The sequence below is a fragment of the Thermodesulfobacteriota bacterium genome, from assembly GCA_034189135.1.
Classification (GTDB): Bacteria; Desulfobacterota; Desulfobacteria; order Desulfobacterales; family JAUWMJ01; genus JAUWMJ01.
Window position 1 is genome coordinate 154,051 of sequence record JAXHVO010000062.1, and the last position, 23,267, is coordinate 177,317.

21 protein-coding genes are annotated in these 23,267 nt (G+C 39.8%); 16 read left to right on the forward strand and 5 right to left on the reverse strand.

What is annotated here, in order from left to right:
• Nucleotide 1 precedes the first annotated feature (1 nt).
• From bamA to lpxK, 12 genes are all read left to right on the forward strand, one after another.
• Nucleotides 2-2,665 carry an outer membrane protein assembly factor BamA gene (gene bamA, locus SWH54_09055; GenBank protein MDY6791401.1) on the forward strand — a complete coding sequence of 888 codons (2,664 nt, stop codon included), beginning with the start codon at nucleotides 2-4 and terminating at the stop codon, nucleotides 2,663-2,665.
• A gap of 252 nt (nucleotides 2,666-2,917) precedes the next feature.
• Complete coding sequence (locus tag SWH54_09060; GenBank protein ID MDY6791402.1) at nucleotides 2,918-3,442, forward strand: OmpH family outer membrane protein; 525 nt, start codon at nucleotides 2,918-2,920, stop codon at nucleotides 3,440-3,442.
• 94 nt (nucleotides 3,443-3,536) lie between these two features.
• On the forward strand, nucleotides 3,537-4,568 hold the full coding sequence (lpxD, locus tag SWH54_09065) for a UDP-3-O-(3-hydroxymyristoyl)glucosamine N-acyltransferase (protein ID MDY6791403.1): 1,032 nt from the start codon (nucleotides 3,537-3,539) through the stop codon (nucleotides 4,566-4,568).
• Between the two features lies 1 nt (nucleotide 4,569).
• On the forward strand, nucleotides 4,570-5,013 hold the full coding sequence (fabZ, locus tag SWH54_09070; protein ID MDY6791404.1) for a 3-hydroxyacyl-ACP dehydratase FabZ: 444 nt from the start codon (nucleotides 4,570-4,572) through the stop codon (nucleotides 5,011-5,013).
• On the forward strand, nucleotides 5,010-5,780 hold the full coding sequence (gene lpxA / locus SWH54_09075) for an acyl-ACP--UDP-N-acetylglucosamine O-acyltransferase (GenBank protein ID MDY6791405.1): 771 nt from the start codon (nucleotides 5,010-5,012) through the stop codon (nucleotides 5,778-5,780). Before fabZ ends, lpxA begins: the two co-directional genes overlap by 4 nt.
• Before the next feature lie 168 nt (nucleotides 5,781-5,948).
• Nucleotides 5,949-6,758 (forward strand): UDP-2,3-diacylglucosamine diphosphatase LpxI, encoded by an 810-nt coding sequence (gene lpxI / locus SWH54_09080; protein MDY6791406.1) that lies wholly within the window; start codon nucleotides 5,949-5,951, stop codon nucleotides 6,756-6,758.
• A gap of 3 nt (nucleotides 6,759-6,761) precedes the next feature.
• A complete protein-coding gene (locus tag SWH54_09085; GenBank protein ID MDY6791407.1) occupies nucleotides 6,762-7,736 on the forward strand; it encodes a Gfo/Idh/MocA family oxidoreductase in 975 nt (324 codons plus the stop codon).
• Between the two features lie 105 nt (nucleotides 7,737-7,841).
• A complete protein-coding gene (gene lpxB, locus SWH54_09090) occupies nucleotides 7,842-9,026 on the forward strand; it encodes a lipid-A-disaccharide synthase (protein ID MDY6791408.1) in 1,185 nt (394 codons plus the stop codon).
• Nucleotides 9,001-10,752, forward strand: a complete 1,752-nt coding sequence (locus SWH54_09095) for an ABC transporter ATP-binding protein (GenBank protein ID MDY6791409.1) — start codon at nucleotides 9,001-9,003, stop codon at nucleotides 10,750-10,752. Before lpxB ends, SWH54_09095 begins: the two co-directional genes overlap by 26 nt.
• A 144-nt stretch (nucleotides 10,753-10,896) precedes the next feature.
• The gene (gene lptF, locus SWH54_09100) at nucleotides 10,897-12,069 is read left to right on the forward strand and encodes an LPS export ABC transporter permease LptF (protein MDY6791410.1); all 1,173 of its coding nucleotides are present in this window, start codon (nucleotides 10,897-10,899) and stop codon (nucleotides 12,067-12,069) included.
• Nucleotides 12,070-12,320: 251 nt separating this feature from the next.
• A complete protein-coding gene (gene lptG / locus SWH54_09105; protein MDY6791411.1) occupies nucleotides 12,321-13,397 on the forward strand; it encodes an LPS export ABC transporter permease LptG in 1,077 nt (358 codons plus the stop codon).
• On the forward strand, nucleotides 13,387-14,532 hold the full coding sequence (lpxK, locus tag SWH54_09110) for a tetraacyldisaccharide 4'-kinase (protein MDY6791412.1): 1,146 nt from the start codon (nucleotides 13,387-13,389) through the stop codon (nucleotides 14,530-14,532). Before lptG ends, lpxK begins: the two co-directional genes overlap by 11 nt.
• Nucleotide 14,533: 1 nt before the next feature.
• Here the strand turns inward: lpxK and SWH54_09115 are convergent, their stop codons facing one another.
• The 3 genes from SWH54_09115 to SWH54_09125 form a co-directional block, all read right to left on the reverse strand.
• Nucleotides 14,534-15,595, reverse strand: a complete 1,062-nt coding sequence (locus tag SWH54_09115; protein ID MDY6791413.1) for a glycosyltransferase family 9 protein — start codon at nucleotides 15,593-15,595, stop codon at nucleotides 14,534-14,536.
• A gap of 7 nt (nucleotides 15,596-15,602) precedes the next feature.
• The gene (locus SWH54_09120) at nucleotides 15,603-16,310 is read right to left on the reverse strand and encodes a lipopolysaccharide kinase InaA family protein (protein MDY6791414.1); all 708 of its coding nucleotides are present in this window, start codon (nucleotides 16,308-16,310) and stop codon (nucleotides 15,603-15,605) included.
• Between the two features lie 82 nt (nucleotides 16,311-16,392).
• Complete coding sequence (locus SWH54_09125; protein ID MDY6791415.1) at nucleotides 16,393-17,673, reverse strand: glycosyltransferase N-terminal domain-containing protein; 1,281 nt, start codon at nucleotides 17,671-17,673, stop codon at nucleotides 16,393-16,395.
• Nucleotides 17,674-17,842: 169 nt separating this feature from the next.
• Between SWH54_09125 and SWH54_09130 the strand changes: the two genes are divergently transcribed.
• Both SWH54_09130 and SWH54_09135 read left to right on the forward strand, forming a co-directional pair.
• Nucleotides 17,843-18,826, forward strand: a complete 984-nt coding sequence (locus tag SWH54_09130; GenBank protein ID MDY6791416.1) for a hypothetical protein — start codon at nucleotides 17,843-17,845, stop codon at nucleotides 18,824-18,826.
• 12 nt (nucleotides 18,827-18,838) lie between these two features.
• Nucleotides 18,839-19,990, forward strand: a complete 1,152-nt coding sequence (locus SWH54_09135) for a glycosyltransferase family 4 protein (protein MDY6791417.1) — start codon at nucleotides 18,839-18,841, stop codon at nucleotides 19,988-19,990.
• Between the two features lie 242 nt (nucleotides 19,991-20,232).
• Here the strand turns inward: SWH54_09135 and SWH54_09140 are convergent, their stop codons facing one another.
• Complete coding sequence (locus tag SWH54_09140) at nucleotides 20,233-20,529, reverse strand: hypothetical protein (GenBank protein ID MDY6791418.1); 297 nt, start codon at nucleotides 20,527-20,529, stop codon at nucleotides 20,233-20,235.
• A 337-nt stretch (nucleotides 20,530-20,866) separates the two neighbouring features.
• On the opposite strand from SWH54_09140, the gene SWH54_09145 reads away from it, so the two are divergent.
• Nucleotides 20,867-21,565 carry a hypothetical protein gene (locus tag SWH54_09145; GenBank protein MDY6791419.1) on the forward strand — a complete coding sequence of 233 codons (699 nt, stop codon included), beginning with the start codon at nucleotides 20,867-20,869 and terminating at the stop codon, nucleotides 21,563-21,565.
• Nucleotides 21,566-21,642: 77 nt separating this feature from the next.
• Entirely contained in the window at nucleotides 21,643-22,326 is a 684-nt protein-coding gene (locus tag SWH54_09150) for a class I SAM-dependent methyltransferase (GenBank protein ID MDY6791420.1), read from the forward strand.
• A 16-nt stretch (nucleotides 22,327-22,342) separates the two neighbouring features.
• On the opposite strand, the gene SWH54_09155 is transcribed toward SWH54_09150, so the two are convergent.
• Complete coding sequence (locus SWH54_09155) at nucleotides 22,343-23,089, reverse strand: class I SAM-dependent methyltransferase (GenBank protein ID MDY6791421.1); 747 nt, start codon at nucleotides 23,087-23,089, stop codon at nucleotides 22,343-22,345.
• Nucleotides 23,090-23,267: the final 178 nt, after the last annotated feature.

The window sequence follows — 23,267 nt, forward strand, 5'->3', positions numbered from 1 at the left end:
TATGTTCAAACGCTTGGGCCTGATTATTTTACTATTCACATGTTTTTTCTCCAGTTCGTTAAATGCCAAAAAACCGATTTCGGTAGTGATACTCCCTTTTAAAATATACAGCAGCGATGATTATTCAAATCTGCAAACCTCAATTCCGGAAGTGTTGAAAAAGCATCTGAAGCAAGATGGGGTGACCATAATTGATGCAAATAAACACAAAGGTTTGACGCCTAAAAATATGGCCAAAGGTAAAACCCAAATTCGCAATTTTGGTATGGAAAGTGGAGCTGACTATGTCATTTGGGGAGGTATGGCCTGGATAGGCAAACAGTTTAGCCTGGATATAAAGATGATGGAGGTTTTCGGAACCGATCCTCCCATTGTCTTTTCTGCTGAGAATAAAGGTATGGAGAATCTTCCTCATGCAGTAAAAAAACTAGCCGGCGATATAAGTCTTAAGCTTTTTAAACGTGAAGTGATCATAAAAATAATTATTGAGGGCAACCAGCGCATTGAAGCGGATGCTATAAAAAGAGTGATTATCACTACTCCGGGTGATGTATTTATCCCCAAAAGCCTTTCCAGTGATCTTAAAAACGTATATGCAATGGGCTATTTTGAAGATGTTCGTATCGAAGCGGAAAGCACACCCAGTGGGAAAATTATTTTTTTTAAGGTAAAAGAAAAGCCGACGATCCGAAGAATAATAATGAAAGGAAACTCAACCAGGTTTGATGATGAAAAAATAAAGGAAAACCTGAATATTAAAACAGGTTCAATCTTGAACATATTTAAAGTACAGAAAAACGTGAAGCGGATTGAAGCACTTTACAAAGAAAAAAATTATCATAACGTTAAAGTGGATTATAAAATTATTGAGCTTAAAAACAATCAGGCGGACTTAACATTTATTATTGAAGAAGGTGAAAAAGTTCGGATTAGAACAATTAATTTTATTGGAAATAAAGCTTATCCGGATAAAAAAATAAAAAAAATATTGAAATCATCGGAAAAAGGTTTCTTTTCCTGGCTGACGTCATCCGGTGATTTAAATAGAGAAGATTTGAACGAAGATGTGGCAAGGCTTACCGCTTTTTATCACAACAACGGCTATATACAGGCCAAAATAGGGGAACCCAAGGTTGAATTTAAGGAAAACCATATAGAGATCACCATAAAAATCAAAGAAGGAGTACAGTTTAAAGTAGGGGAGGTATATATAAAAGGCGATCTAGTAATGGCCAAAGAGAAAATGATGGAGAAAATAAAGATTTCAAAACAAGAATTTTTCAACCGTCGGATTGTACACAATGATGTGATGCTACTTAAGGATATTTATTCAGATGAGGGCTATGCGTATGCAGAAATACTTCCACGTACTGAAAAAGATCTTGATAAGCTGGTGGTCAATATCACATTTGATATAAAAAAAGGCAAACAGGTTTATTTTGAAGAAATTATTATTAGTGGGAATACGAAAACCAGGGACAAGGTGATTCGCAGACAGCTTAAAGTATATGAACAGGACCTGTTCAGCGGGGTTCGCTTAAAACGAAGTATAAGAAATCTATACAGACTTGATTATTTCAAAGATGTTAAGGTAAACACCATTAAAGGAAGCGCTGCTGATAAGATGATACTTAAAATCGATGTTTCCGAAAAGCCTACCGGAAGTTTTACTTTCGGTGGGGGATACAGTTCTACTGAAAAAACGTTTGTAACGGCATCGATTTCGCAAAAGAATTTGTTTGGACGGGGGCATATTCTTGCCGTGAACGGGAGGTGGGGAAGCGAGACAAAAAAATACTCTTTGGGATTCACGGAACCATGGCTTTTTGACATTCCGCTATCAGCAGATATCAAGATTTATGATTGGGAATATGAATATGATGCATATGATAAACAGAGCAAAGGCGGCACATTAAAATTCGGTTTTCCTGTGTTTGATTATACCAGGGGTTATCTTTCTTTTTCCTATGATAATGCGGACATAGAAATTACTAATGAAGTAGAGACACCTCAATCAATCGTAGATCTGATTAGCGATGTGGGGGATGAGAATATTATCACCAAAAGTATGGCTGCCCAACTTCGCTATGATTCAAGGAACAGGATTTTTAATCCCACCAGAGGATCGGATCACAGCATAAAGGTTGAATATGCTGGCTTTGATGGAGATATCGGCTTTACTAAGTATACCGCCAATACCGGGTGGTACATTCCTTTGTTTAAAGATATAGTGGGGTTTGTCCATGCAAAGGGTGGATATGTTCGTGAAAACTCTGAAGGAAAACTGCCGGATTATGAACGATTTTTTCTCGGTGGAATAAATTCATTGCGCGGTTTTGACTGGGAAGATTTAAGCCCCAAAGATCAAGATGGAAATGCCATCGGTGGGGATAGATTTGTGCAATTCAATTTTGAACTGCAGTATCCCATTTTTAAGGATGCTGGAATAGTCGGGGTTGTTTTTTTTGATACAGGTGATGTTTATGATAATGATGAAGTGATCACTTGGGGTACTTTAGAACACTTGAGAGAGAGCGCCGGATTCGGTTTCAGGTGGTATTCACCTGTTGGCCCAATTCGTCTTGAATACGGGTATATACTTGATCCAATAGAGGGCCAGGGTGAAGGAGGACAATGGGAATTTACCATGGGTGGTTCATTTTAAGCGGAAAGAAACGAGATTTTCATAAAGACCCGCTCGTTGCATACATTTGGCACCGGGTATATCTTTGGGGATTCTTGCAATTGGCCCCAAACCATTGAATTTCGGATATCGAACAAGAAACAGCAAAATTCTCAACAGGAGACTTAGCCATTTGATATCTTGCTGTTCAGAAATAATATTTATAAAGTCGTTATAACAAGGCAAACATTTAACAAATAATTTGGTAATATTAAAATCTGGAGGTGTATTCACATGCGGTTTTTTAAAAAAATATTTCCGGTGATGTTTATGGTAACTTTTGTTTTTATTTTTTCATCGAACGCTGCCGATGTGGCCAAGATCGGTGTGGTTGACATAGAAAAAATTATTAATATCTCTAATGCCGGGAAAGCAGCTTTGGCTGAACTTCACAAGCAGGGTGAAAAGATGAAGGCTGAGCTTGAGAAAAGAAAAGCAGAACTAGAAAAAATGAAGAAAAGCTTAGAACGCCAGGCAGCGGTCATGAGCAAAGAGGCCCGTGAAGAAAAAAAGCGCGAGCTTCAAATTAAGATATACGATTTAAAAAATCTTACGAATAAATATAATTCCGAAATAAAAAAAAGTGAAAAAGAAAAGATTATAAAGCTAAAAAAAGAGGTTTTTAATATTACCAGAGAAATCGGGAAAAAAGAAGGTTACCTTATCATTATTGAAAAGAGCGTGGCAGTCTATGTTCCTAAAACACTGGACCTGACGGATAAAGTAATACAGGAGTATAATGCAGGATTTAAAAAATAGGGTAAAGTGAGAATGAAGATGTTTAGATCGAAGGCTGAGGCTGTCAGAAGAAAACGACATAGAACGTTTACAACCATTCAGTGACAGGATTTGTATGGAGATATTACTTTCTGAAATAGCAATACTGGTAGAGGGTAGGGTTGAGGGTGATAGAAACAAAAAAATCTGTGGTGTAGCCCCTTTGGAGTCTGCCACTGATGATGATCTCACCTTTGTCGATCGGGCAAAATTAACCAAAAAGATTAGCACAACAAAAGCAGGAGCCGTCATCGTTCCACTGGATGTTGAAACAGCTTCCAACAACATTGTGAGGGTAAAAAACCCAAGGGTTGCCTTTGCAAAAGTTATGAATTTATTCTACCCCATCTCGAAACCGAAAACAGGAATAAATCCCGGTGCTCATCTAGGCGAAAATCTGATATGTGGGGAAAAAGTATCCATCGCTCCCTTTGCAGTGGTTGGAGATAATGTTACCATCGGCGAGAGTGCCGTCCTACATTCAAGTGTTTTTATTGGTGATAATGTTACCATCGGAAATAATACACAGATATATCCCAATGTGACAATACTCGAACGCTGCGTTATAGGCAACAGGGTGATTATTCATGCCGGTTCGGTAATAGGAAGCGACGGTTTTGGGTTTGCCCCTGACGGAGAAAAGTATTATAAGGTTCCTCAGACCGGTATTGTCCAAATTGATGATGATGTGGAGATAGGGGCGGGTAATACCATTGATCGGGCCACTTTCGGTAAAACGTGGATTTGCCGGGGTGTTAAGACTGACAATCTGGTTCATATTGCTCATAATGTCACTGTGGGCGAAGATACTGTAATTATTGCTCAGACTGGAATTGCCGGAAGCTCAACCATAGGAAGGCACGCTGCGATATCCGGTCAGGTTGCGATAGTCGGGCATATTACTGTGGGTGATCATGTACAGATAGCGGGAAAAGCAGGTGTGACAAAATCAGTTGCTAGTGGCGAAATTGTATCAGGTACACCGGCGATTCCTCATCGGCTGTGGCTCAGAGTGCAAAATATTATTCCAAAACTCCCGGAGATTAAAAATAAGATCCGGACAATTGAAAAACGTTTAAAGATCATAGAAGAAAAACAGGAGAGATAAAATGGAGGAAGTTGCTGATATACAAGCCATCATGGATTATATGCCGCACCGGTACCCATTTTTACTGGTTGATCGAGTGCTGGAAATTGTGCCCGGCGAGAAAATTGTGGCATTAAAAAACGTTAGCATAAACGAACCGTTTTTCCAGGGTCATTTCCCTGGCAATCCTATAATGCCGGGGGTGCTTATTGTAGAAGCAATGGCACAGGCCGGGGGAATATTATTTTCATCACAATTAAAAAAAGGGCACGGCCTTCTTTTTTACTTCATGGGGATGGACAAGGTAAAGTTCAGGAAAATGGTCGTGCCCGGAGATCAGATTATCCTTGAAGTTAAAATTATCAGGCAAAGATCCAAGGCGGTAAAGATGGCCGGAACCGCCAGTGTGGATCAAAAAGTGGTTGCAGAAGGAGAAATAATGGCCACTGTTGGAGAAAAATCATGATACATCAAACTGCAATAATAGACCCAAAGGCCGAGATAGGCTCAGATGTCGAAATTGGAGCGTATTCAATTATCAAAGAGAATGTTTCCATAGGATCCGAAACAGTGATAGGACCCCATGTGATCATTGAACCTTATGTGACCATAGAACCAAATTGTAATATTTTTCAGTACGCCGCCATAGGCGCGGTGCCACAGTCACTCAAATTCAATGGCGAAGAAACTTACGTAAAGATCGGGCGGGGAAGCATTATCAGAGAATTCGTTACCATACACAGAGGCACCGGATTCGGCAGCGGAATTACCGAAATTGGTGAAGAGAGTTTTTTAATGGCTTATACGCATATCGCCCATGACTGTAAGATAGGCCGCAAAGTTATTTTGTCTAATAATGCATCGCTGGCCGGTCATATCTCCATAGGTGATTATTCGACTATCGGAGCTCTTGTCGGGATTCATCAATTTGTGCATATCGGGGAACATGCGTTTATTGGAGGAAAATCAGCGATCGTTAAAGATATTCCACCTTATGTGATTGCTGCCGGTGATCGGGCGAAACTGCATGGCTTAAACAGTATTGGATTAAAACGGAGTGGTTTTTCCAAATCAACGTTGTTGGCATTAAAAAAAGTATATAGAATTATTTTTCGTATCGGGTTGACACTAAATGAGGCTATTGAAAGGGTCACCGCGGAAGTTGATCAAATTCCTGAGGTGGTGAATTTCATTGATTTTATAAAGTCATCCGAAAGAGGAATAACGAGATAAATATAGTGTAAGGAATCGCATCGGAATGACATGGAATATCACAGATTAAAATGAAAAAAATCTGAAAGTCGCTTTGCCATATTTATCTATCAGCGCAGTACCGGCGCTTTTTATTTAAATTCTAATAATTTTGTGTAATTTCAGTGTAAATCAGCGGTAAAAATAATTATGGATAAACGGATAGGATTAATTGCGGGGAGCGGACAGTTCCCCATAATTTTTTCCAAAAAGGCAAAGTCAAAAGGTTTTTCTATTTATGCTGCAGCATATCTAAATGAAGCGGATCCAGGTATACAGGATTATGCTGAAGTCATTGAATGGATACACCTTGGCCAGATCAAGCGTCTCATAAAGTTTTTTAAGAAGAATAATATTATTGAAGCAGTGATGATGGGTGGTATCAAAAAGACCCGGATGTTTAAGGATGTGAAACCGGATATAAAAGCGATTTCGATTATTGCAGGTTTGAGACATACACATGACGACCAAGTACTCAGTGCTTTTGCAAATGCCCTTGAAAAAGAGGGAATCAAAATAAAGGCTTCCACATTTTTACTTCCCGATCTTCTGGCGAAAGAAGGGTGTTGGACCAAACGAAAACCCAGCCGATCGGAAACATCGGACATTAAACTGGGATGGAGTCTTGCTAAAGAAATAGGACGACTTGATATCGGGCAATGCATTGTGATCGGTGGCGGGTCGGTTCTGGCAGTTGAAGCAATTGACGGAACAGATGCAACTGTGCAAAGAGGTGGAGCACTTGGCAAAGGAACCGCTGTGGTGGTTAAAGTCTGTAAACCGAACCAGGATTTTAGGTTTGATGTCCCAGCTGTGGGAATGCAGACGATCCGGATCATGAATGAAGCGGGAGCGCGGGTCCTTGCCGTTGAAGCCGGAAAGGCGGTAGTTTTTGACAGGGAAGAAATGATTAATCTGGCGAATCAGCATGATATTTCCATTATAGCTGTTAAAGAATAATAAATGAAAAAACCGAAAAAAAAGTTGCGTATCGGTGTTGTGGGGACAGGATATCTGGGCAAATTCCATGCTGAAAAATATGCTCGCATGGATGATGTTGAGCTTGTAGGAATAGCAGATATCAACCAGACACAGGCAGAAAAGATAGCAAAAAAATATTCTACAAAAGCATATACAAGCCATAGAAATATTTTAGACAAAGTAGATGCCGTCAGCATCGTTGTACCCACACCGGTTCATTTTGAAGTCAGTCGTGATTTTTTAAAACATGATGTGGATGTTTTAATTGAAAAACCGATCACAACCACAATCAAAGAGGCGGATGAATTGATTGGGTTTGCTGAATCAAAGGGACTTATTATCCAGGTCGGGCATCTTGAACGATTTAATCCCGCAGTGATTGCCTTACGGGATTATATAACCAGACCGATGTTTATAGAGTCTCACCGGTTGAGTACATTTAAAGAACGTGCTGCAGACGTCAGTGTGGTTTTAGACCTTATGATCCATGACATTGATATTATATCTAATTTGGTCAGGTCCGGAATAAAGAGTATTCATGCCGCGGGAACTCCTGTGATCTCCGGGCATGTAGACATTGCCAATACACGTATGGAGTTTGAAAACGGATGTGTGGCCAATGTAACTGCCAGCAGAATTTCAACTAGGGACGAAAGAAAAATCAGGCTGTTTCAAAAGGATGCTTATATTTCAGTTGATTTTGCAAATCGCCAAATTACCATTGTGAAGAAAAATGATAAAGATAAGCGCGGCATTATACCCGGAATGGATATAAATAAACGTTGTTTTAATCAGGGAGATGCTTTAGACGATGAACTAAAAGCCTTTGTAAAAGCAGTGAAAAAGCGTGAATCTCCTGAAGTGACCGGACAGGTGGGGCGAGATGCTTTAAAGATTGCGTTGGATATTATGCAACAAATTCAAAACAGAAATCAAAAACTTGCCCACTCACTATGAGATAAACTTCCAAACAGGCAGATATTTAGACCTAATTGTCCTTTTGTCTTAAGTGATTTTTTGAGTTTATTTTCTTTTAAAATATAAGTTGCTTTTCACAAGCCAATGGGCGCTTACCAAAAACAGAAATGTGTGATGATCATAGCCGGCGAAGCTTCCGGCGATCTTCACGGGTCAAAACTTGTTCTTGCCATGCGTGAGAAAAACAACGAGTTGTTTTTTTGCGGAATTGGCGGCCAGGCTCTGCGAGAAGCAGGTGTCAAAATTATAGTAGATGCCTCTCTGCTATCGGTGGTAGGAATATCCGAGGTTTTTTCCAAAATGCCGGGTCTCTTTCGAGGCATGTCGGCTGCAAAAAAACTGATTAAAAGTCTAAAACCCGATCTTCTTATCATTATAGATTTTCCCGATTTTAACCTTCATGTTGCTGCGGCAGCAAAAAAGACAGGTATCCCAGTTTTGTATTATATCAGCCCACAGCTCTGGGCATGGAGGCCGGGTCGGGTTAAAAAAATTAAGAAGCTTGTCGATCATGTTGCGGTTATCCTTCCCTTTGAAGAAGATTTTTATAAAGCACATCAAGTCAGAGTTTCTTTTGTGGGGCATCCCTTACTCGACACACATGTTGCTGCAGAAGAATCATTAACCGCAGCTAATACAGAAGATATTCCGGTGGTCGGACTTCTGCCGGGTTCCAGGGACAGGGAAATTGCAAGGCTTCTTCCGGTGATGCTTCAATCCGCAAGGATTTTGCTTAAACGCGATAACAGAATTAAATTTATCATTTCAGCCGCCCTTTCTGTCAAAAGAAAATTCGTGGAAACTATTGTTGAACAACATAGAGGAAATTATGATTTTGAGGTTGTTTCACAACCTGTGGAACGTGTGTTAACAAGGTGCCGACTTGCCGTGGTTGCATCCGGGACAGCCACACTTGAAACCGCAATCTACGGGGTTCCGATGATCATCATATATAGAATATCGCCTCTTACCTACTGGCTTGGCAGGATGCTGGTTCGATCGCGGGTAAAATATTTCGGTTTGGTCAACCTCATCGCGGACCGGGAAATTTCACCTGAGTTGCTGCAGGGTGAAGCTTCACCAGAAAAAATAGCCGATATGGCATTTGAAATATTAAACGATGCTTCCCGTCTGGGAAAGATGAAAAGTGATCTTTTAGCGCTAAAAGATATGCTGGGAGGGCCGGGCGCATCATTGCGTGTGGCCAATATTGCTTTGAATATGCTGGAAAAATCTGAAACCAATGCTGAAAATAAAAGACAGACATAGACGTTTAATAACTATGATAAAAGACAGCTGGCCTGTCCTGTTTATGGCAATGGGGTGCATGCTTGTTATGTCTGCAGCCACTTCTGCCGCTGCTTATTTAATTAAGCCTGCGTTGGATGATGTGTTTATTAATAAGGATGTCAGGATGCTGAAGCTGATTCCGGCAGCTATAATCATTGTTTATTTTCTTCGCAGTGTGGCAATGTATGGTCAGGATTATTTAATGAGCTATGTGGGGCAAAACATCATACGACGTCTTAGAAACACTTTATACAACCGTATCCAGGATCTTCCGCTCTCTTTTTTTCAAAAGGAAAAGACCGGCGTTTTAATGTCTCGGGTGACCAACGATGTAAATATTATAAAAGCCATGGTTTCTGTTGCTGTCACAGGATCACTCAGGGACTGTTTTACCATAGTAGGACTGACGGTTGTTATTTTTTACCAGATCTGGGAACTGGCACTTATCGCATTTATCGTTTTGCCGGTTTCCTTTTATCCCATAGTTATCTTTGGAAGAAAGGTGCGCAAGGTCAGTACAGGATGCCAGGAAGCCATGGCTGATATGAGCTCTTTTCTGCATGAAACCTTTGCGGGAAATAAAATTGTCAAGGCTTTCGGAATGGAGGACCATGAAAAAAAACGATTTTTTGAAAAGACCCGCAGACTTTTAAGGCTTGAAATGAAGGAAGTCAGAGCCAGGGCGATATCGAGTCCCATCAATTTATTTTTAGGCGGAGTGGGGGCCGCTATAGTGATTTGGTATGGGGGATCAAAAGTCATTGCAGGAGATTATACAACCGGTACCTTTATTTCCTTCCTGGCGGCTGTTTTATTATTATATGCGCCGATAAAAAATTTAAGTAAACTGAACAATGCCATTCAACAGGGACTGGCTGCAACTGACCGGGTTTTTGATATTATCGAGAGGAAATCGGAGGTCAGAGAATCAAAAAATCCTGTGATAATAAAGCCGGGTCCTCACAGTGTTGCATTTAAAAATGTCTCTTTTAAATATGAAAAAGAGATGGTTCTTAAAGAGATTAACATCAATGCCGAGGCCGGAGAGATTCTGGCGCTGGTGGGTATGAGCGGCGGCGGCAAGACATCACTGGTTAATTTAATCCCCAGGTTTTATGACGTCACCAAAGGCTCTATCCTGATTGACGGAACAGACATTAAGGATTGTTCCATCTTGTCACTCCGTGAACAGATCGCCATTGTAACTCAGGACCCCATCCTTTTTAACGATACCATTAAAAACAACATCACATATGGTAAGCGAAATGCATCGAATGAAGAAATAGAGCGTGCGGCCAAGGCAGCCTATGCGTATGATTTTATACAAAATTTCCCGGATAAATTTGACACAACCATCGGGGAACTGGGCGGGCGTCTGTCAGGCGGAGAAAAACAGCGTATCTGTATTGCTCGGGCTTTATTAAAGGATGCTCCCATATTAATCCTTGACGAAGCTACCTCTTCATTGGATACCGAAGCCGAGATGCTGGTTCAAAAGGCCCTTGAGAACCTGATGAAAGGGCGTACCACCTTTGTCATTGCACACAGATTGTCTACCATCAGTTATGCTCACCGGATTGTGGTGATTGTAAATGGTAAAATCGTGGAAGAAGGAAAACATGACGAGTTACTTGAAAACCATGGAGAGTTTCATAAACTCTACCAGATGCAATTTGCCAATGGGAATATGAAGCGCCATGCTTGATGAGCGTTTAACTCAGAGATCGCTTTGCTTTCGGCTTTAAGTCTTGCATAGCGGGACGCTATACAAGCCACGCAGTGGCGATCCTAAAAGCCCAAAGGGCTGATCTTCAAGTCCCTCTGCGACACTCCATATTTCTTCAAAGATATGAAAATCAACTCAATTATAAACAGATATCTATTTACAGAAATGATGACTCCTTTTGCCATCAACTTGGTGTTTTTTACCTTTATTTTTTTAATGGCGGAAATGCTTAAGATCACAGATCTGATTGTAAATTACGGTGTTGGAATGATTGTCATTGTTACGATGCTGGTGTATTCTACGCCTTATTTTCTCGTATATGTGATACCCATGTCTGTCATGATGGCTGTTTTGCTTACTTTCATGCGGATGTCGGGAGACAATGAGATCATTGCACTAAAAACCGGTGGTGTAAGCATTTACCGGCTGCTTCCACCTGTTATACTGTTTTGTCTCGCAGGATGTTTGCTGACCGCATTTATGGCTGTTTATGGTCAGCCGTGGGGAAGGCTGGCTGTTAAAAAGCTTACATTTAAAATTGTTTCATCCCATCTGGATGTGGGACTCAAAGAAAGAACTTTTAATGACAGTTTTAAAGATGTGATGTTTTATGTGAATGAAATCGATTCAAAAACCAGAACACTCATTGATGTTTTTATTGAAGATAAACGTGCAAAAAACGTTGCAAGCACAGTTGTTGCCCCTAAAGGGAGACTCTTCAGTGAGCCGGACGGGCTTGTTTATCACTTAAGACTTTATGACGGCATTATTAATCAGGCCGATATTGCCAGCAAGTCGGCACACTCTATAAAATTCCAGACTTACGATATACGCCTTGATCTTAAAAAAAATATAAAAACTGCAAGATTGAGGGGCAAGAGCAGAAAAGAGATGAGTCTAGATGAATTGCTAAATTATTTAAGGGATGCGCCAAGTAAAAATGAAAGATATTATAAGGCGTTAATGGAATTGCATAAAAAATTTTCCATTTCAATTGCCTGTTTGACCCTTGGACTTCTCGCTGTTTCTTTGGGCATTCAGTCAAGGTCTTCAAAAACATCCTACGGTCTGGTGCTCGGCCTGGCGTTTTTTCTGATTTATTATTTATTGCTGTCGTTTGGGTTGGTTTTTGGTGAAACAGGTGCTTATCCGCCGGTGATCGGAATGTGGGTTCCCAATTACGTCATAGGGGGGCTCGGGCTATATTTTCTGACCAGGACGGCAGTTGAACGTCCGGTGAGAATTGATTTCTTAGCATTTTTTATAAAAAGGTTCAATTCTGTATTCTCAAGATAACACAACCTTAAAACGATATTTATCGCTAACCATAATGCCTCTTATTAAACTGGTTTGTCTGGTTATCATGTAAGTGTCTCGGGTTACGAGTTACGTGTTGCGAGTTGTTAATAGGAAATAATCTTACCTTTTTTAACCCGTACCCTGCAACCCGCAACCCGCAATAATATCGAATACCAAAAAAGGAAACTGCTGCTAACTAAAGCTGGCAAGTTGCGTTGGCGCAATAATAACCAAAAAGCACTTCTATTATGTCAATCATTACAAAATACTTAACAGGAGAGATTTTCAAATATTTCGGTATTATTCTGGTTACGGTCATCTGTATATTTCTGGCGGTCGATTTTTTTGAAAAAATAGATAATTTCATAGAAGCGGGGCTTCCTTTTTCAACGACGATCCGTTTTTTTCAGCTCAGAATACCTTTTATCATTACTCAGCTCGCCCCTGTTTGCATTCTCCTGGCCGTTCTCATTGTATTTGGTTTGATGAACAAAAATAATGAGATGATTGCTTTAAAAGGCAGCGGAGTAAGCGTCTACTTTTTTTTAAGACCGGTTTTTTCTATAGGTCTGTTGTTTAGTGTTTTACTGTTCTTTTTATCGGATACTCTTGTCCCAATTACCATGAACAAGGCCAACGCGATATGGCTAAAGGAAGTCAAAAAAAAATCTGCGGTTGTTTCAAGAGAAAAGAACATCTGGATAAAAGATAATCGTTCCATATTACATATAAAATATTATAATCCTTCAAATAAAACGATATCTGGAGCAACTTTATATTATTTTGATAAGGATTATGCTTTGGTTAGAAGGATTGACGCCCGAAAGGGTTTTTATAAAAATGGGCAATGGATTTTTCATGAAATCATGGAACAGATACAGGACAGGGAAACAGGAAATTACCAGACTGTATTGCACCCACAGAGGATAGAGAAATTAGATTTTTTGCCTGATGACTTGAAGCGGGTGATTAAAAAGTCGGAAGAGATGAATTTTAAGGAGTTGTATCTATATATTAAGAGCATTGAGTCTGAAGGCTATGATGCAACCACTTATAAAGTAGATCTGAATGCTAAAATTGCCTTTCCTTTTATTTGCATCATCATGTGTCTGCTGGCTACCGGTATTTCTATAAGAGTAAAAAAAGGCAGAACCCTGTCTATATGTATCATTTACGGCATCGGTATCATTTTTCTTTATTGGATTCTTTACAGCTTTTGTTTATCACTTGGATATGGAGGATTACTTCCACCGGTTATTGCCGTCTGGATGGCAAACCTTATTTTTTTAAGTTTGGGAGGCTTTATTCTGTTGAATGCTGAATAAAATAAAAAAAAAGATGATAAACATAGCAACCGGCAAAGGAGAAAACCGGTTTTCTCTTTTTGAATCTCTTTTATATTTAATTTCTGTCGGTTATTATGGTTTAATAAAATTTAGAGTTGCGGCATATAAAAGAAACATAATAAAATCAAAAAGGCTGCCATGCAAAGTCATATCAATCGGGAATATAACCGTTGGAGGTACGGGCAAGACACCCATGACTTTATATATAGCCAAACTCGTTCAAAGGCTTGACTATAAGGTGGTCGTAATCAGCAGGGGATATAAAGGAAGACTGGAAAAATCCGGGGGAGTTGTAAGCGACGGCAATAAAACAATCTTAGGACCGGAAGAAGCGGGGGATGAGCCGTTTATGATGGCTGGCAGGTTAAAGGGAATTCCCGTGATCATTGGTAAAGACAGGTTTGAAGCCGGCAAGCTGGCTGTAAGGGAATTTGATCCTGATGTGATTGTGCTGGATGATGCTTTTCAGCATTTGAAACTCAGACGCGACATTAATCTGGTGCTTTTGGATGCCAAGTGTCCCTTGGGAAATTCTTACCTGTTACCCAGAGGCATTTTGCGTGAGCCACCATCATCTTTATTTCGCAGTGATGCGTTGATACTGACCAGAGCTGATTCAAAAAAAATGAAAGTTTCTTACGCTGAATTTAGCCAACTTACGCATAAACTGCCGGTTTTTATAACCGTTCATGTACCTTATATCTACAAGGTTGAAAAAGAAACCAGCGCCCCATTTGGTCGGATTTCAAATAATTCTCCATTAAATTGTTCAGAATTATTAAAAGATCGGAGAGTTTATGCCTTTGCCGGTATTGCCAGGAACAATGATTTCCTTTGCAGCGTTAAAAGTTTTAATTGTAATGTTTTGGGATTTATAGAGTTTGACGACCATCATCGATATTCAGACAACGATTTTAAAAAAATATTTTATTCGGCAGAAAAAGCAAACGTTGAGTTTCTGATTACCACGGAGAAAGATTATGCCAGGATCGCTCACCGGGTAAAATGGCCGCTTGACCTTCTGGTTGTAGGGGTTGAAATTTCTTTCGGTAGTGATGACAAGATTTTCGGCAATTTTCTTAAAGAGCGGCTTGACCGTTTAAAAGCGGATTAATCTAATCCATCCTATCCATTGCAAGTGCTTCGGTAAGTTTTCCCATAACCGCTTCAGCGCTGATAAGGCGCATACACCGCCTGTCAAGTTCAGGGCATTTCTTTTTATAACAGGGGGCACAGCTTATATCAGTTTTAACCACAAGGTGTTCACATTTATAAGGTGCCATTCGTTTGGAAGGGGTAGGCCCGAAAAGGGTTACAAAGGGGGTTCCCACCGCTGCAGCTAAATGAGCCGGCCCTGAGTCGGGGCCGACACCGGCCGTTGCGTCCTTTAGTATGGCTGCAAGCTCAAGAAGTGAAGTTTTTCCCACTATATTTATTAATCTGGGTGAGTCGACTTTTTCGCAAAGTGATGCGGCATAGGTTGTTTTTGATCGATCACCGAGAAGCACCACCTTATTGTTGCCGGAAGACAGGATATTATCAATCAGTTCATAGTACCCTTGAAAGAACCATTCTTTTGTTTTCCAGGATGTTCCAATTACAACAGCTATAAAGGGATTGTTTATTTCGGTTACGATACCCTGGGCAACAGTTTTAACATCAAGAGAAGAAAAACCGAAATCAAGGGAAGAAGGTTCAGGCAACCCCAGATATTCTGTAAATTTAAGATAATGCCGCCACTTGGGAAGCGATAGTTCGTCGCTGATATTTTCGATATGTTCGTTATTGAAAAACCAATTAAACTCTTTTGCATTTTTACGATGAAAGCCGATCCTTCTTTTTGCACCTGAAAGGAGAGAAAAAAAGCCGCTCTTGAAATGACGTTGAAGATCAAGAGTAATATCAAAGTTCTGTTGCGATAGATTTTGGTAGAGCTCCCGTAAAGCGAAAACATTTTTTGGACGGTTAAACACGATCATTTTATCAATCTGGGGTTGAAAGGACACAATTTGTGCCCACGCCGTTTCCACCAGCCATGTTACTCTGCTGTTGGGGAGATTATTTTTTATATGCGCTACCAGACAAAGCCCTCTTATCAAATCTCCCAAAGATCCCATTAAGATAATAAGAATCGAGGGGTCTGGTTGTAGTATTTTTGGAGGAGTTGTAACCATCATATCCTTTTTATCGATGATTGATTTTGTGATTAAGGCCGTTGTACATCAATTCAATAAGCATCTTCGGTAACCTGTGTTTTTTTATGGCCCGATTCCAGCGACGGATGTATCGACTTTTAAGCACATTTTTATTTCCAGAAAAAATACTTCCCTTGTCAAAATCGAGAATATATACTCTGTCTTGATTATCAACAATGACATTGCCTGGATGTAAATCGACATGTAATATGCGGTTTTCAATAAGTATGGCAGTCTGTTGTATAACATGTTTCATTGTCAAAAGAGCCCGCTTTTTGTTTGATAAGCTTAGCTCAGCCAATGTTTGGTGGCATTTAATCTCTCTGGTGACAAGCCATGCTTGATAAAAAATACGGCCAAAATAAGCAAAGGCGATGGGCTCAGGGGCACTTATTCCAATATTTCTCACTTTTTGCAGGAGTTCATACTCTTTTTGGCCTCGGGTTTTTCCCCATTTGAGATATCGTTTTTTAATAAAATGTCTAACAATACCTCCTCGGTGGTAATATTTAACAGCCACCGGTCCTATTTTATTCATTTCATCAATTAAAACCGAACTTCTTCCTCCAAGAATAGAATTAGACATTTTTGAGGGTGTTTGAAACAGTTTTATTAGGTGCTGAAAGTGCTGGTAGGTCAGCTCAAATGAAAATCCAAAATGATAAGACTCATATGTTTTCCTTTGATCTACAGTCATTATATTGTCCGTGGATGGTTTAAAGTCATTGGACTATAGAGAAACGATGAAAATGTGTCAAGGAGGTAATGCTTGGTTTTTTTTACAAATTGTTTAAAAATTGATGAATAAGGCGACAGGCAATTTTTGTTCCGCCCTGGCGGTCTTTCAAATATTCAACGGCTGATTTTCGAACTGCTTCACGGGATGGTGGGTTTACAAGCCCTTTGACAAGAGTATTCGCGGCTTCTTTCCAGTTGTTGGCAATTTTTAACAGGCCCTTGTCTATAATATCAGATCCCACCCATGCAAAGTTTTCCCATGAAGAGCCAATGACCGGGATCACACCGCAGGTGACAGCTTCAAGAAAATTCTGACCGCCTAAGGGCATGAGACTGCCGCCTACAAAAGCGGCTTTGGATATTTTATAGGCAAAAGAGAGTTCTCCCAAAGTATCCCAGAGGATAACCGTACCGGGAGATACAATATGCTCTGTTTCAGATCGTAAAACCCAGGAGACCGTCATACGATTTAAGGTATTTTCCCAGTGTGTTATCCTGTGCATATGTCTGGGAAAGAGCCCGATATTGATCTCAGGCTGCTTGTGTAGGATATCTGCAATAATTTTTTCGATGAGAGGTTCTTCCTCTTGCCTGACCGATCCAAGCACCACAAAGGGTGTCTCCTGAGAAATAATGGCTTCAAGGGGATTCTTTGTAGTTGGCAATGATTCTTTGCTGTTGAGTTTATCAAATTTAATATTAGGCATGACATCCACGCGATCTTTACCAAATAGCGTAGCGAACCTTTGGGCATCGTTTTGAGAAATGGCAAGGATTTTATCAGGGCTGACTGTCCGCCATAATGAAGGCCAGATAAGGTACCGTGAAAGGCTTTTAGATGTGATTCTGCCGTTAATAATGAGAATCTTACAGCCCATTTTTTTCAATTCAGCCAGGTGAGCCGGCCACATTTCAGATTCGAGGAGTATCATAATTTTGGGGCTGACATCACTCACGGCTTGCGCCATAATTGTGGGTTTGTCAAAGGGAAAGTATGCGGTAAAAGCAGTTACCCCTCTATTATCAGGTGTGATTTTACTGACAGTCTTCTCCAAGATCTCTATTCCCTGACTGGTGTTTGAAGTCACGAGAATTCGTGTTGGGTTGGAGGGTTTAAAATGATCAAAAAGTTCTTTGGCCAGAAAAGCTTCTCCAACGGACGCAGCTTGAATCCAGATATCCGCTTTAGGCAATTTTTCACCAAGTATTCGCTGTTTAAATCCCTCAACAAGGCGTTTATTCAGGCGAAGTGCCGGGATAGAGATATTCCATCCGATATTATAGAGTTGAAAGGCCAATTTTATTGACAGTCTATTCACCATAGAAAAGAACTAATAATGGAAAGAGTTTAAAGTGTCAATTTAATCCTGCTATCAAATACATTATGCAAATACGTTATGCATTGACAGCTTGCTTTTTGTCTGTTACTCGTTAGCCTCTTCTGGGTTCAACAGACCAATTTTATTTAACAATATAAAAATAGTTCAACCGATGAAAAAAGAAGAGCAAGTCAAAAATAACACAAATAAAAAAGATGGTATTCACCATACAATCGTATCTTTTATAGCAGGTTTGCCACATAAATATATTTTGTGTTTGGGCAGACTGCTGGGGAGATTTATGTATGTTGCCGATGTTCCGCATCGGCGTATTGTGCGACGTAACTTGAAATTTGTTTATCCTGAATGGTCGCCAGCGTATATCAAAGAGACTTCGTTAAGAATTTTTCAGAATATTGGGATGACCTTTCTGGAAATTTGTCAAATAGCATGCCTTCCCAAGGATAAACTATTATCCAGAACCAAGATAAAGGGGGAAAAAATATTATTAGATGCGATAAAAGAGGGCAGGGGAGTCATATTGATCTCTGCTCACCTGGGAAACTGGGAGATAGTTGCTCCATTTCTGTCTGCCAATATTGGTGCACAGGCGGCTATGGTGGGAAGGCGATTGCGTGTTCGCCTAATCAACCGTCTGATTAGTGGGCTTAGGACCCGTTTTGGAGCCACAGTAATTGACAAAGAAGATGGAATGACCAAGATGAGGCGGGCTGTTCGTGAGGGTAAAATACTTGGGATCATGATTGATCAGGGCACACAGAGCTCAATGGGTGTTAAGGTCAATTTTTTTAGCAAGTCTGTCACCGCAACGGTTGCCCCTGCTTTGCTTGCATTGAGATGCAAATGTCCTGTGGTTCCCATTTTCGGTGTCAGAGAAATCAATGGAAGCCTTACAATCATTGTGGAACCGCCTTTGAAGATAACCAGAACGAAAGATTTAAAGGCCGACTTGAAAGCGAACATGCAAATTATGACAGATGTGATTGAAAAGACGGTTAGAGCGTATCCCGAGCAGTGGTTTTGGGTGCATAAACGCTGGAAAAAGTACTACCCGTTTTTATATCCGGAATATATGGCCAGAAAGAAACGCCGAAGGGAAAGAAAGGGAAGGCTGGCAAATTCAAGAATGAGCTGACACAGGTATTTTATGAAGATATTGCACTTATTAAGCAACTGGAAATGGACTGCAGTTTCTGAACCTGCCGTGGACCTGGCTATAGCACAAAAAGCTCTGGGGGCAGAAGCCCTGTTTGTTTGTGGAAAATCACCGGAAGGTCACAAATATGATGTGCTGTTTCACTCTCGTCAGAAAGGATTGAATCATGTGGATGCGATTAACTTGCCCAAGCACTTGCAGATTCATACGGCAATACAGGATGCAAGAAAACTTCGAAAGATCATAAATAATTTTAAACCGGACATCGTTCACTCCCACATGAAAAACGCACACTTTCTGGGATTTTTGGCCAGGGGAAAATCAAAACCACCTTTTTCAGTCAGAAGTTGTTATGATCCCCAAGGTCCGGGAAACGATATCAGGTCAAGGTTTCTAAATAAGCATTTTACCGATGGCCTTGTGGTGATCGGAAAAACAGCAAGGCAGAAGGCAGTTGAAACATGCGGGTTGCCCTCAAATGCCATTTTAATTACTGAACCGGGAATTGACCTGGACCGATTTTCACCTGACCGAAAAATAACGTTTAACAGGAAAGATTTTGGACTCACCAAAGAAAATTTTGTAGTCGGAGTTGTGAGTAGAATACGACCAAGCCGACGAATTGATATTCCTTTAACTGCCATCGCATCTCTTGTCACCCGGTTTCCACAGTTAAGATTTTTCTTAGTCGGGCGGGGGAACCGCAGAAACTATAATGAGGTAGTGGAAAAACCTTTGAAAGAAATGGGGATTGCCGACAAAGTCATTTTGCCCGGATACTGCCGTGATGATAGACTTGTTTCCGCATATCAGGCGATGGACGTTCTCGTTTACCCGATTCCCGGAACAGATAAATCATGTCGTACGGTAAGAGAAGCCATGGCTTCAGGAATTCCTGTGATTGCACCTGAAATAGGATTTCTTAAAGATCTTATTGAAAATGGTGTGAATGGAAAATTTATGGATTTATCATCAGAAAGCCTGGCACGTATACTTTCAAATTTAATAAAAGATAACAGGCAACTCCAGATGATGGCGCATCAATCACTTAAAACAGCCAAACAAAGGTTTTCTATGATCCTACAGGCAGAGAAGATACTGATGTTTTATGAAAAAATTTTAAATGGGAAAGTACAGAAGTAATACATAATGAAGATAACAATGGAAAAAATTTCCGAATGGACCGAAACTAACAAAGGTCTTTATTTTATCCTTGGTTTTTCTTTGGTAATTAAAGTGTTGGTCTTAATTGTTTTATCGGGCAAGGCAATTAATAATGATGGTATGCAATATATCTCAGCAGCTCAGCTGTTTGCTTCAGGAAATTTCACGGAGGGTTTGGCCCTGTACCCCATGCCCTTATACCCCATTTTGATTACGATAGTTCATTTTATTATTCCAGATTGGATATTAGCGGCCAGGCTTATCTCACTTACCTTCCTAATTCTATCAATCATTCCTTTATATCTATTATCAAAAGAGCTTTTTGACCAACGTATCGCATTTTGGGGATGCCTTGCATTTGCATTGACTCCCTTACCAAACAGTTGGGTCGCATATGTTATTCGTGGGCCATCTTTTATCTTTTTTTTCGCATGGGCGATATATTTCTCCTTAAAAGCAATACAGCTTAAAAGACCGATCTTTTTTTTACTGGCCGCTGTTTTTTCATGGGTTTCCATTCTGTTACGGCTTGAAGGACTAATATTAATTCCGGTATTCTTCTTTTTTATTATATGCCTGACTATCTTAAATTTACAGGAAGGAAAATCTTTTGCAAAGGGGATTTTAATCTGGATCTCCTTTCCGGCAATTATTTTACTGTTTTTTTTCGTGGCAATAGGAGCTGAAAGAGTTTCATTTAACCGGGCTGATCAGGTTGTTCAGGTACTTCAGGACACAGCTAGTTTAAAATTTCTTGACAACTATCGTTTGATTTATGATTACCTTAAACAGGCTGAAAATTCAGCGCCTTTTTCCGGTATGCACTATAGTTTTGCAGAAACCGCCAGGGATTTTATGCCTGTGGTTTATCTTTTAGGTTTTTTTAAGGCATTCGTTAAAACTATCTTTCCCTTATTTGTCATTCCTCTTTTTTTAGCATTTAAGCATTCTTTTACAAAATCTCATTTTTTTATGCTAGTTACAGTAAGTTCTTTCCTTGTTGTATTCTATTACTCACTCATTGTAAGAGATTTTATCTCGCCCAGGTTTTTATTTGTCCCGGCATTTCTATTATTTCCCTGGATTGGCGCAGGGCTGGAAAGGATGTTTAATTTCGTGAAGCGATCATCTAAACAAAAAATACTAACCGTTGTCTTTGTGGCTATTTTTATTTTGGTGCCTGTCGGTAAAGTGGCCAACTCCTGCAGAAAACATGATCATACCATAAGCATCGCCGGCAAATGGCTTGCTAAAGAGACGAAATTTAAAAATGCCAGGATAGTAACAAATGATATGAGGATACCCTTTTATGCTGGAAGGCAGATTTATTCCAGCAAAGAAAAGGGTTTAGTTAAATATGACAGCAGTAGTGGTAGTTATGCAGGACTGGAGAGGTTTGCCATAGCCAAAAAGGCAGATCTTGTTATCATAAGAATTTCTAAAAAGGAAAAAGGTTTGATTCCAAAATTTGAACATTTTATAAAAATTAAGGAGTATTACGGAAAAAAGAGGAGTGCTATTATTTATGGGTCAAAGAAGTTTTTCGCAAACTAATACAAGAAGAATGGCATTTTGTTTGGATTGTAAATAATCTGAAAAGGTCTATCAGGTTTAATTAAGGAATTGAATCAATGGGTGATGAAAATCAATTATTATATATCATAAGATATGAGAAGGAATTTTTCGGTCCCTATCTAGAGGTCGGATCAAGAGATTACGGGGCACCTCAAGTTTTACGATCCATTTTTTCGGACAGAGATACTTATATAGGCGCAGATATGCAGAATGGATCCGGTGTTGACGTAGTTTTGAATTTTACACAAAAATTTAAAGAAATAGATGCAAAACTTAAAGGGATTCGTTTCAGAACGATTTTTTGTATGAGCGTATTGGAGCATTGTGAACAACCATTTAAAATGGCGGAAAATTTGACCGCTTTGTTGAAGCCTGGAGGAAAAATTTGCCTGTCCGTTCCTTTTTCCTGGAAATTTCATGGCTTCCCTTCTGATTATTGGCGGTTTACTCCTGAAGGCGTTGAGAAGCTTTTTCCCAAACTTGAATTTGATCGTGCAAACTGTTTGGCATCTACATCGAGAAAACGTGAATTTTATAAACCTGATTCCGAAGTAGGAAAAATAAAGTTCAGTTTTAAAACCCAGATTAAAAAAGGTCATTTCATACGGGCGATTTCTGTAAAAGTTCTTAGAGGGCTGTCTAAAGTAGGTATATTAAGATGGCTTGCCGGATACAGATATGTGCTCACCCCAACAATGGTAAACATGATAGGAGTAGCTTCAAGTAAAAGAAATAGCTAAACGTTTTAACGGCTGTTTAATGAAGAAAAGTGTCGGTTTCTTTCCGGGCAGAAATGATTAAAATATCTCCCTCAAGCAATTCTTTCTTTAAGAGCATATCTGCCTCTTTGTTTTTCTTTCTCGTCATTATATAGATAAGTGGTTTTAAAAAAGGCATCAGTAACGGATACTTTTTGGTGAACTTATTGCACGATATGGTTTTTATTTTAAACCCATATCGGTTTAAGATGTAGCTGAGCTCACCAAATGGGATGGGATTGATATGAAGCCCAAGGAGTTCACGCTGGTCTTGAGGCTGAGGAAAATGTTTAAAGTCAGTGAAGTGGCTTCTTAAAAGAAAATAAAGCCTTGATTTAATGTTCATGATATTGGGAGTGGTGATTACCAGATGACCGCCGATTTTCAGGACACGGGCGATTTCTCGAATGAGGAGATGAGGATTTTCTATGTGCTCTATTCCTTCTACGGATGTCACACAGTCAAATGTTTGGTCTTTATAGGGGAGATTACAGTTGAGATCCAGTCGATGGAAATTACCGCCCTCAATACGATAATTATCGCTGTCATAGTCACCGCAAAATATTTCAAAATCCTCTTTCTTCAATCTTTCAGCCAGTGCCCCCTGCCCGCACGGAATGTCCAACACACGACCCTTAGGTAAAGCAGAGGTGATCTTTATCACCTTATCATGAACAAAAGCGGCGGTCATTGCCATTGCTTCATCGGTGTTTTGTTGACGGTTCCTGTATTTATTTTTTTTCATGAAGCTGTACCTTTTAAAAATTTTATCTATGGTTTTTCATAAATGGAGAACACCTCATCACCACGTCGGCTAATAAAAGACAAAAAAACATAAATTTGGGCGAGAAGTTTATAAAATTTTCGTTTATTGTGCGGCTTACCTTGATTATCGGTAAGATAGTCTAAACTTTTAAGTATTA

Coding starts and splice junctions, on each gene's coding strand:
- fabZ (MDY6791404.1), top strand. CDS start 4,570: ATGGAGGAAGTTGCTGATATACAAGCCATCATGGATTATATGCCGCAC.
- SWH54_09060 (MDY6791402.1), top strand. CDS start 2,918: ATGCGGTTTTTTAAAAAAATATTTCCGGTGATGTTTATGGTAACTTTT.
- SWH54_09145 (MDY6791419.1), top strand. CDS start 20,867: ATGCCTGTGGTTTATCTTTTAGGTTTTTTTAAGGCATTCGTTAAAACT.
- SWH54_09115 (MDY6791413.1), bottom strand. CDS start 15,595: ATGATGGTTACAACTCCTCCAAAAATACTACAACCAGACCCCTCGATT.
- SWH54_09150 (MDY6791420.1), top strand. CDS start 21,643: ATGGGTGATGAAAATCAATTATTATATATCATAAGATATGAGAAGGAA.
- lpxA (MDY6791405.1), top strand. CDS start 5,010: ATGATACATCAAACTGCAATAATAGACCCAAAGGCCGAGATAGGCTCA.
- lpxI (MDY6791406.1), top strand. CDS start 5,949: ATGGATAAACGGATAGGATTAATTGCGGGGAGCGGACAGTTCCCCATA.
- SWH54_09140 (MDY6791418.1), bottom strand. CDS start 20,529: ATGGAAACCCATGAAAAAACAGCGGCCAGTAAAAAAAAGATCGGTCTT.
- SWH54_09130 (MDY6791416.1), top strand. CDS start 17,843: ATGAAAAAAGAAGAGCAAGTCAAAAATAACACAAATAAAAAAGATGGT.
- SWH54_09155 (MDY6791421.1), bottom strand. CDS start 23,089: ATGAAAAAAAATAAATACAGGAACCGTCAACAAAACACCGATGAAGCA.
- bamA (MDY6791401.1), top strand. CDS start 2: ATGTTCAAACGCTTGGGCCTGATTATTTTACTATTCACATGTTTTTTC.
- SWH54_09085 (MDY6791407.1), top strand. CDS start 6,762: ATGAAAAAACCGAAAAAAAAGTTGCGTATCGGTGTTGTGGGGACAGGA.
- lpxK (MDY6791412.1), top strand. CDS start 13,387: ATGCTGAATAAAATAAAAAAAAAGATGATAAACATAGCAACCGGCAAA.
- lptF (MDY6791410.1), top strand. CDS start 10,897: ATGAAAATCAACTCAATTATAAACAGATATCTATTTACAGAAATGATG.
- lpxD (MDY6791403.1), top strand. CDS start 3,537: ATGGAGATATTACTTTCTGAAATAGCAATACTGGTAGAGGGTAGGGTT.
- lpxB (MDY6791408.1), top strand. CDS start 7,842: ATGGGCGCTTACCAAAAACAGAAATGTGTGATGATCATAGCCGGCGAA.
- SWH54_09125 (MDY6791415.1), bottom strand. CDS start 17,673: ATGGTGAATAGACTGTCAATAAAATTGGCCTTTCAACTCTATAATATC.
- lptG (MDY6791411.1), top strand. CDS start 12,321: ATGTCAATCATTACAAAATACTTAACAGGAGAGATTTTCAAATATTTC.
- SWH54_09135 (MDY6791417.1), top strand. CDS start 18,839: ATGAAGATATTGCACTTATTAAGCAACTGGAAATGGACTGCAGTTTCT.
- SWH54_09120 (MDY6791414.1), bottom strand. CDS start 16,310: ATGACTGTAGATCAAAGGAAAACATATGAGTCTTATCATTTTGGATTT.
- SWH54_09095 (MDY6791409.1), top strand. CDS start 9,001: ATGCTGAAAATAAAAGACAGACATAGACGTTTAATAACTATGATAAAA.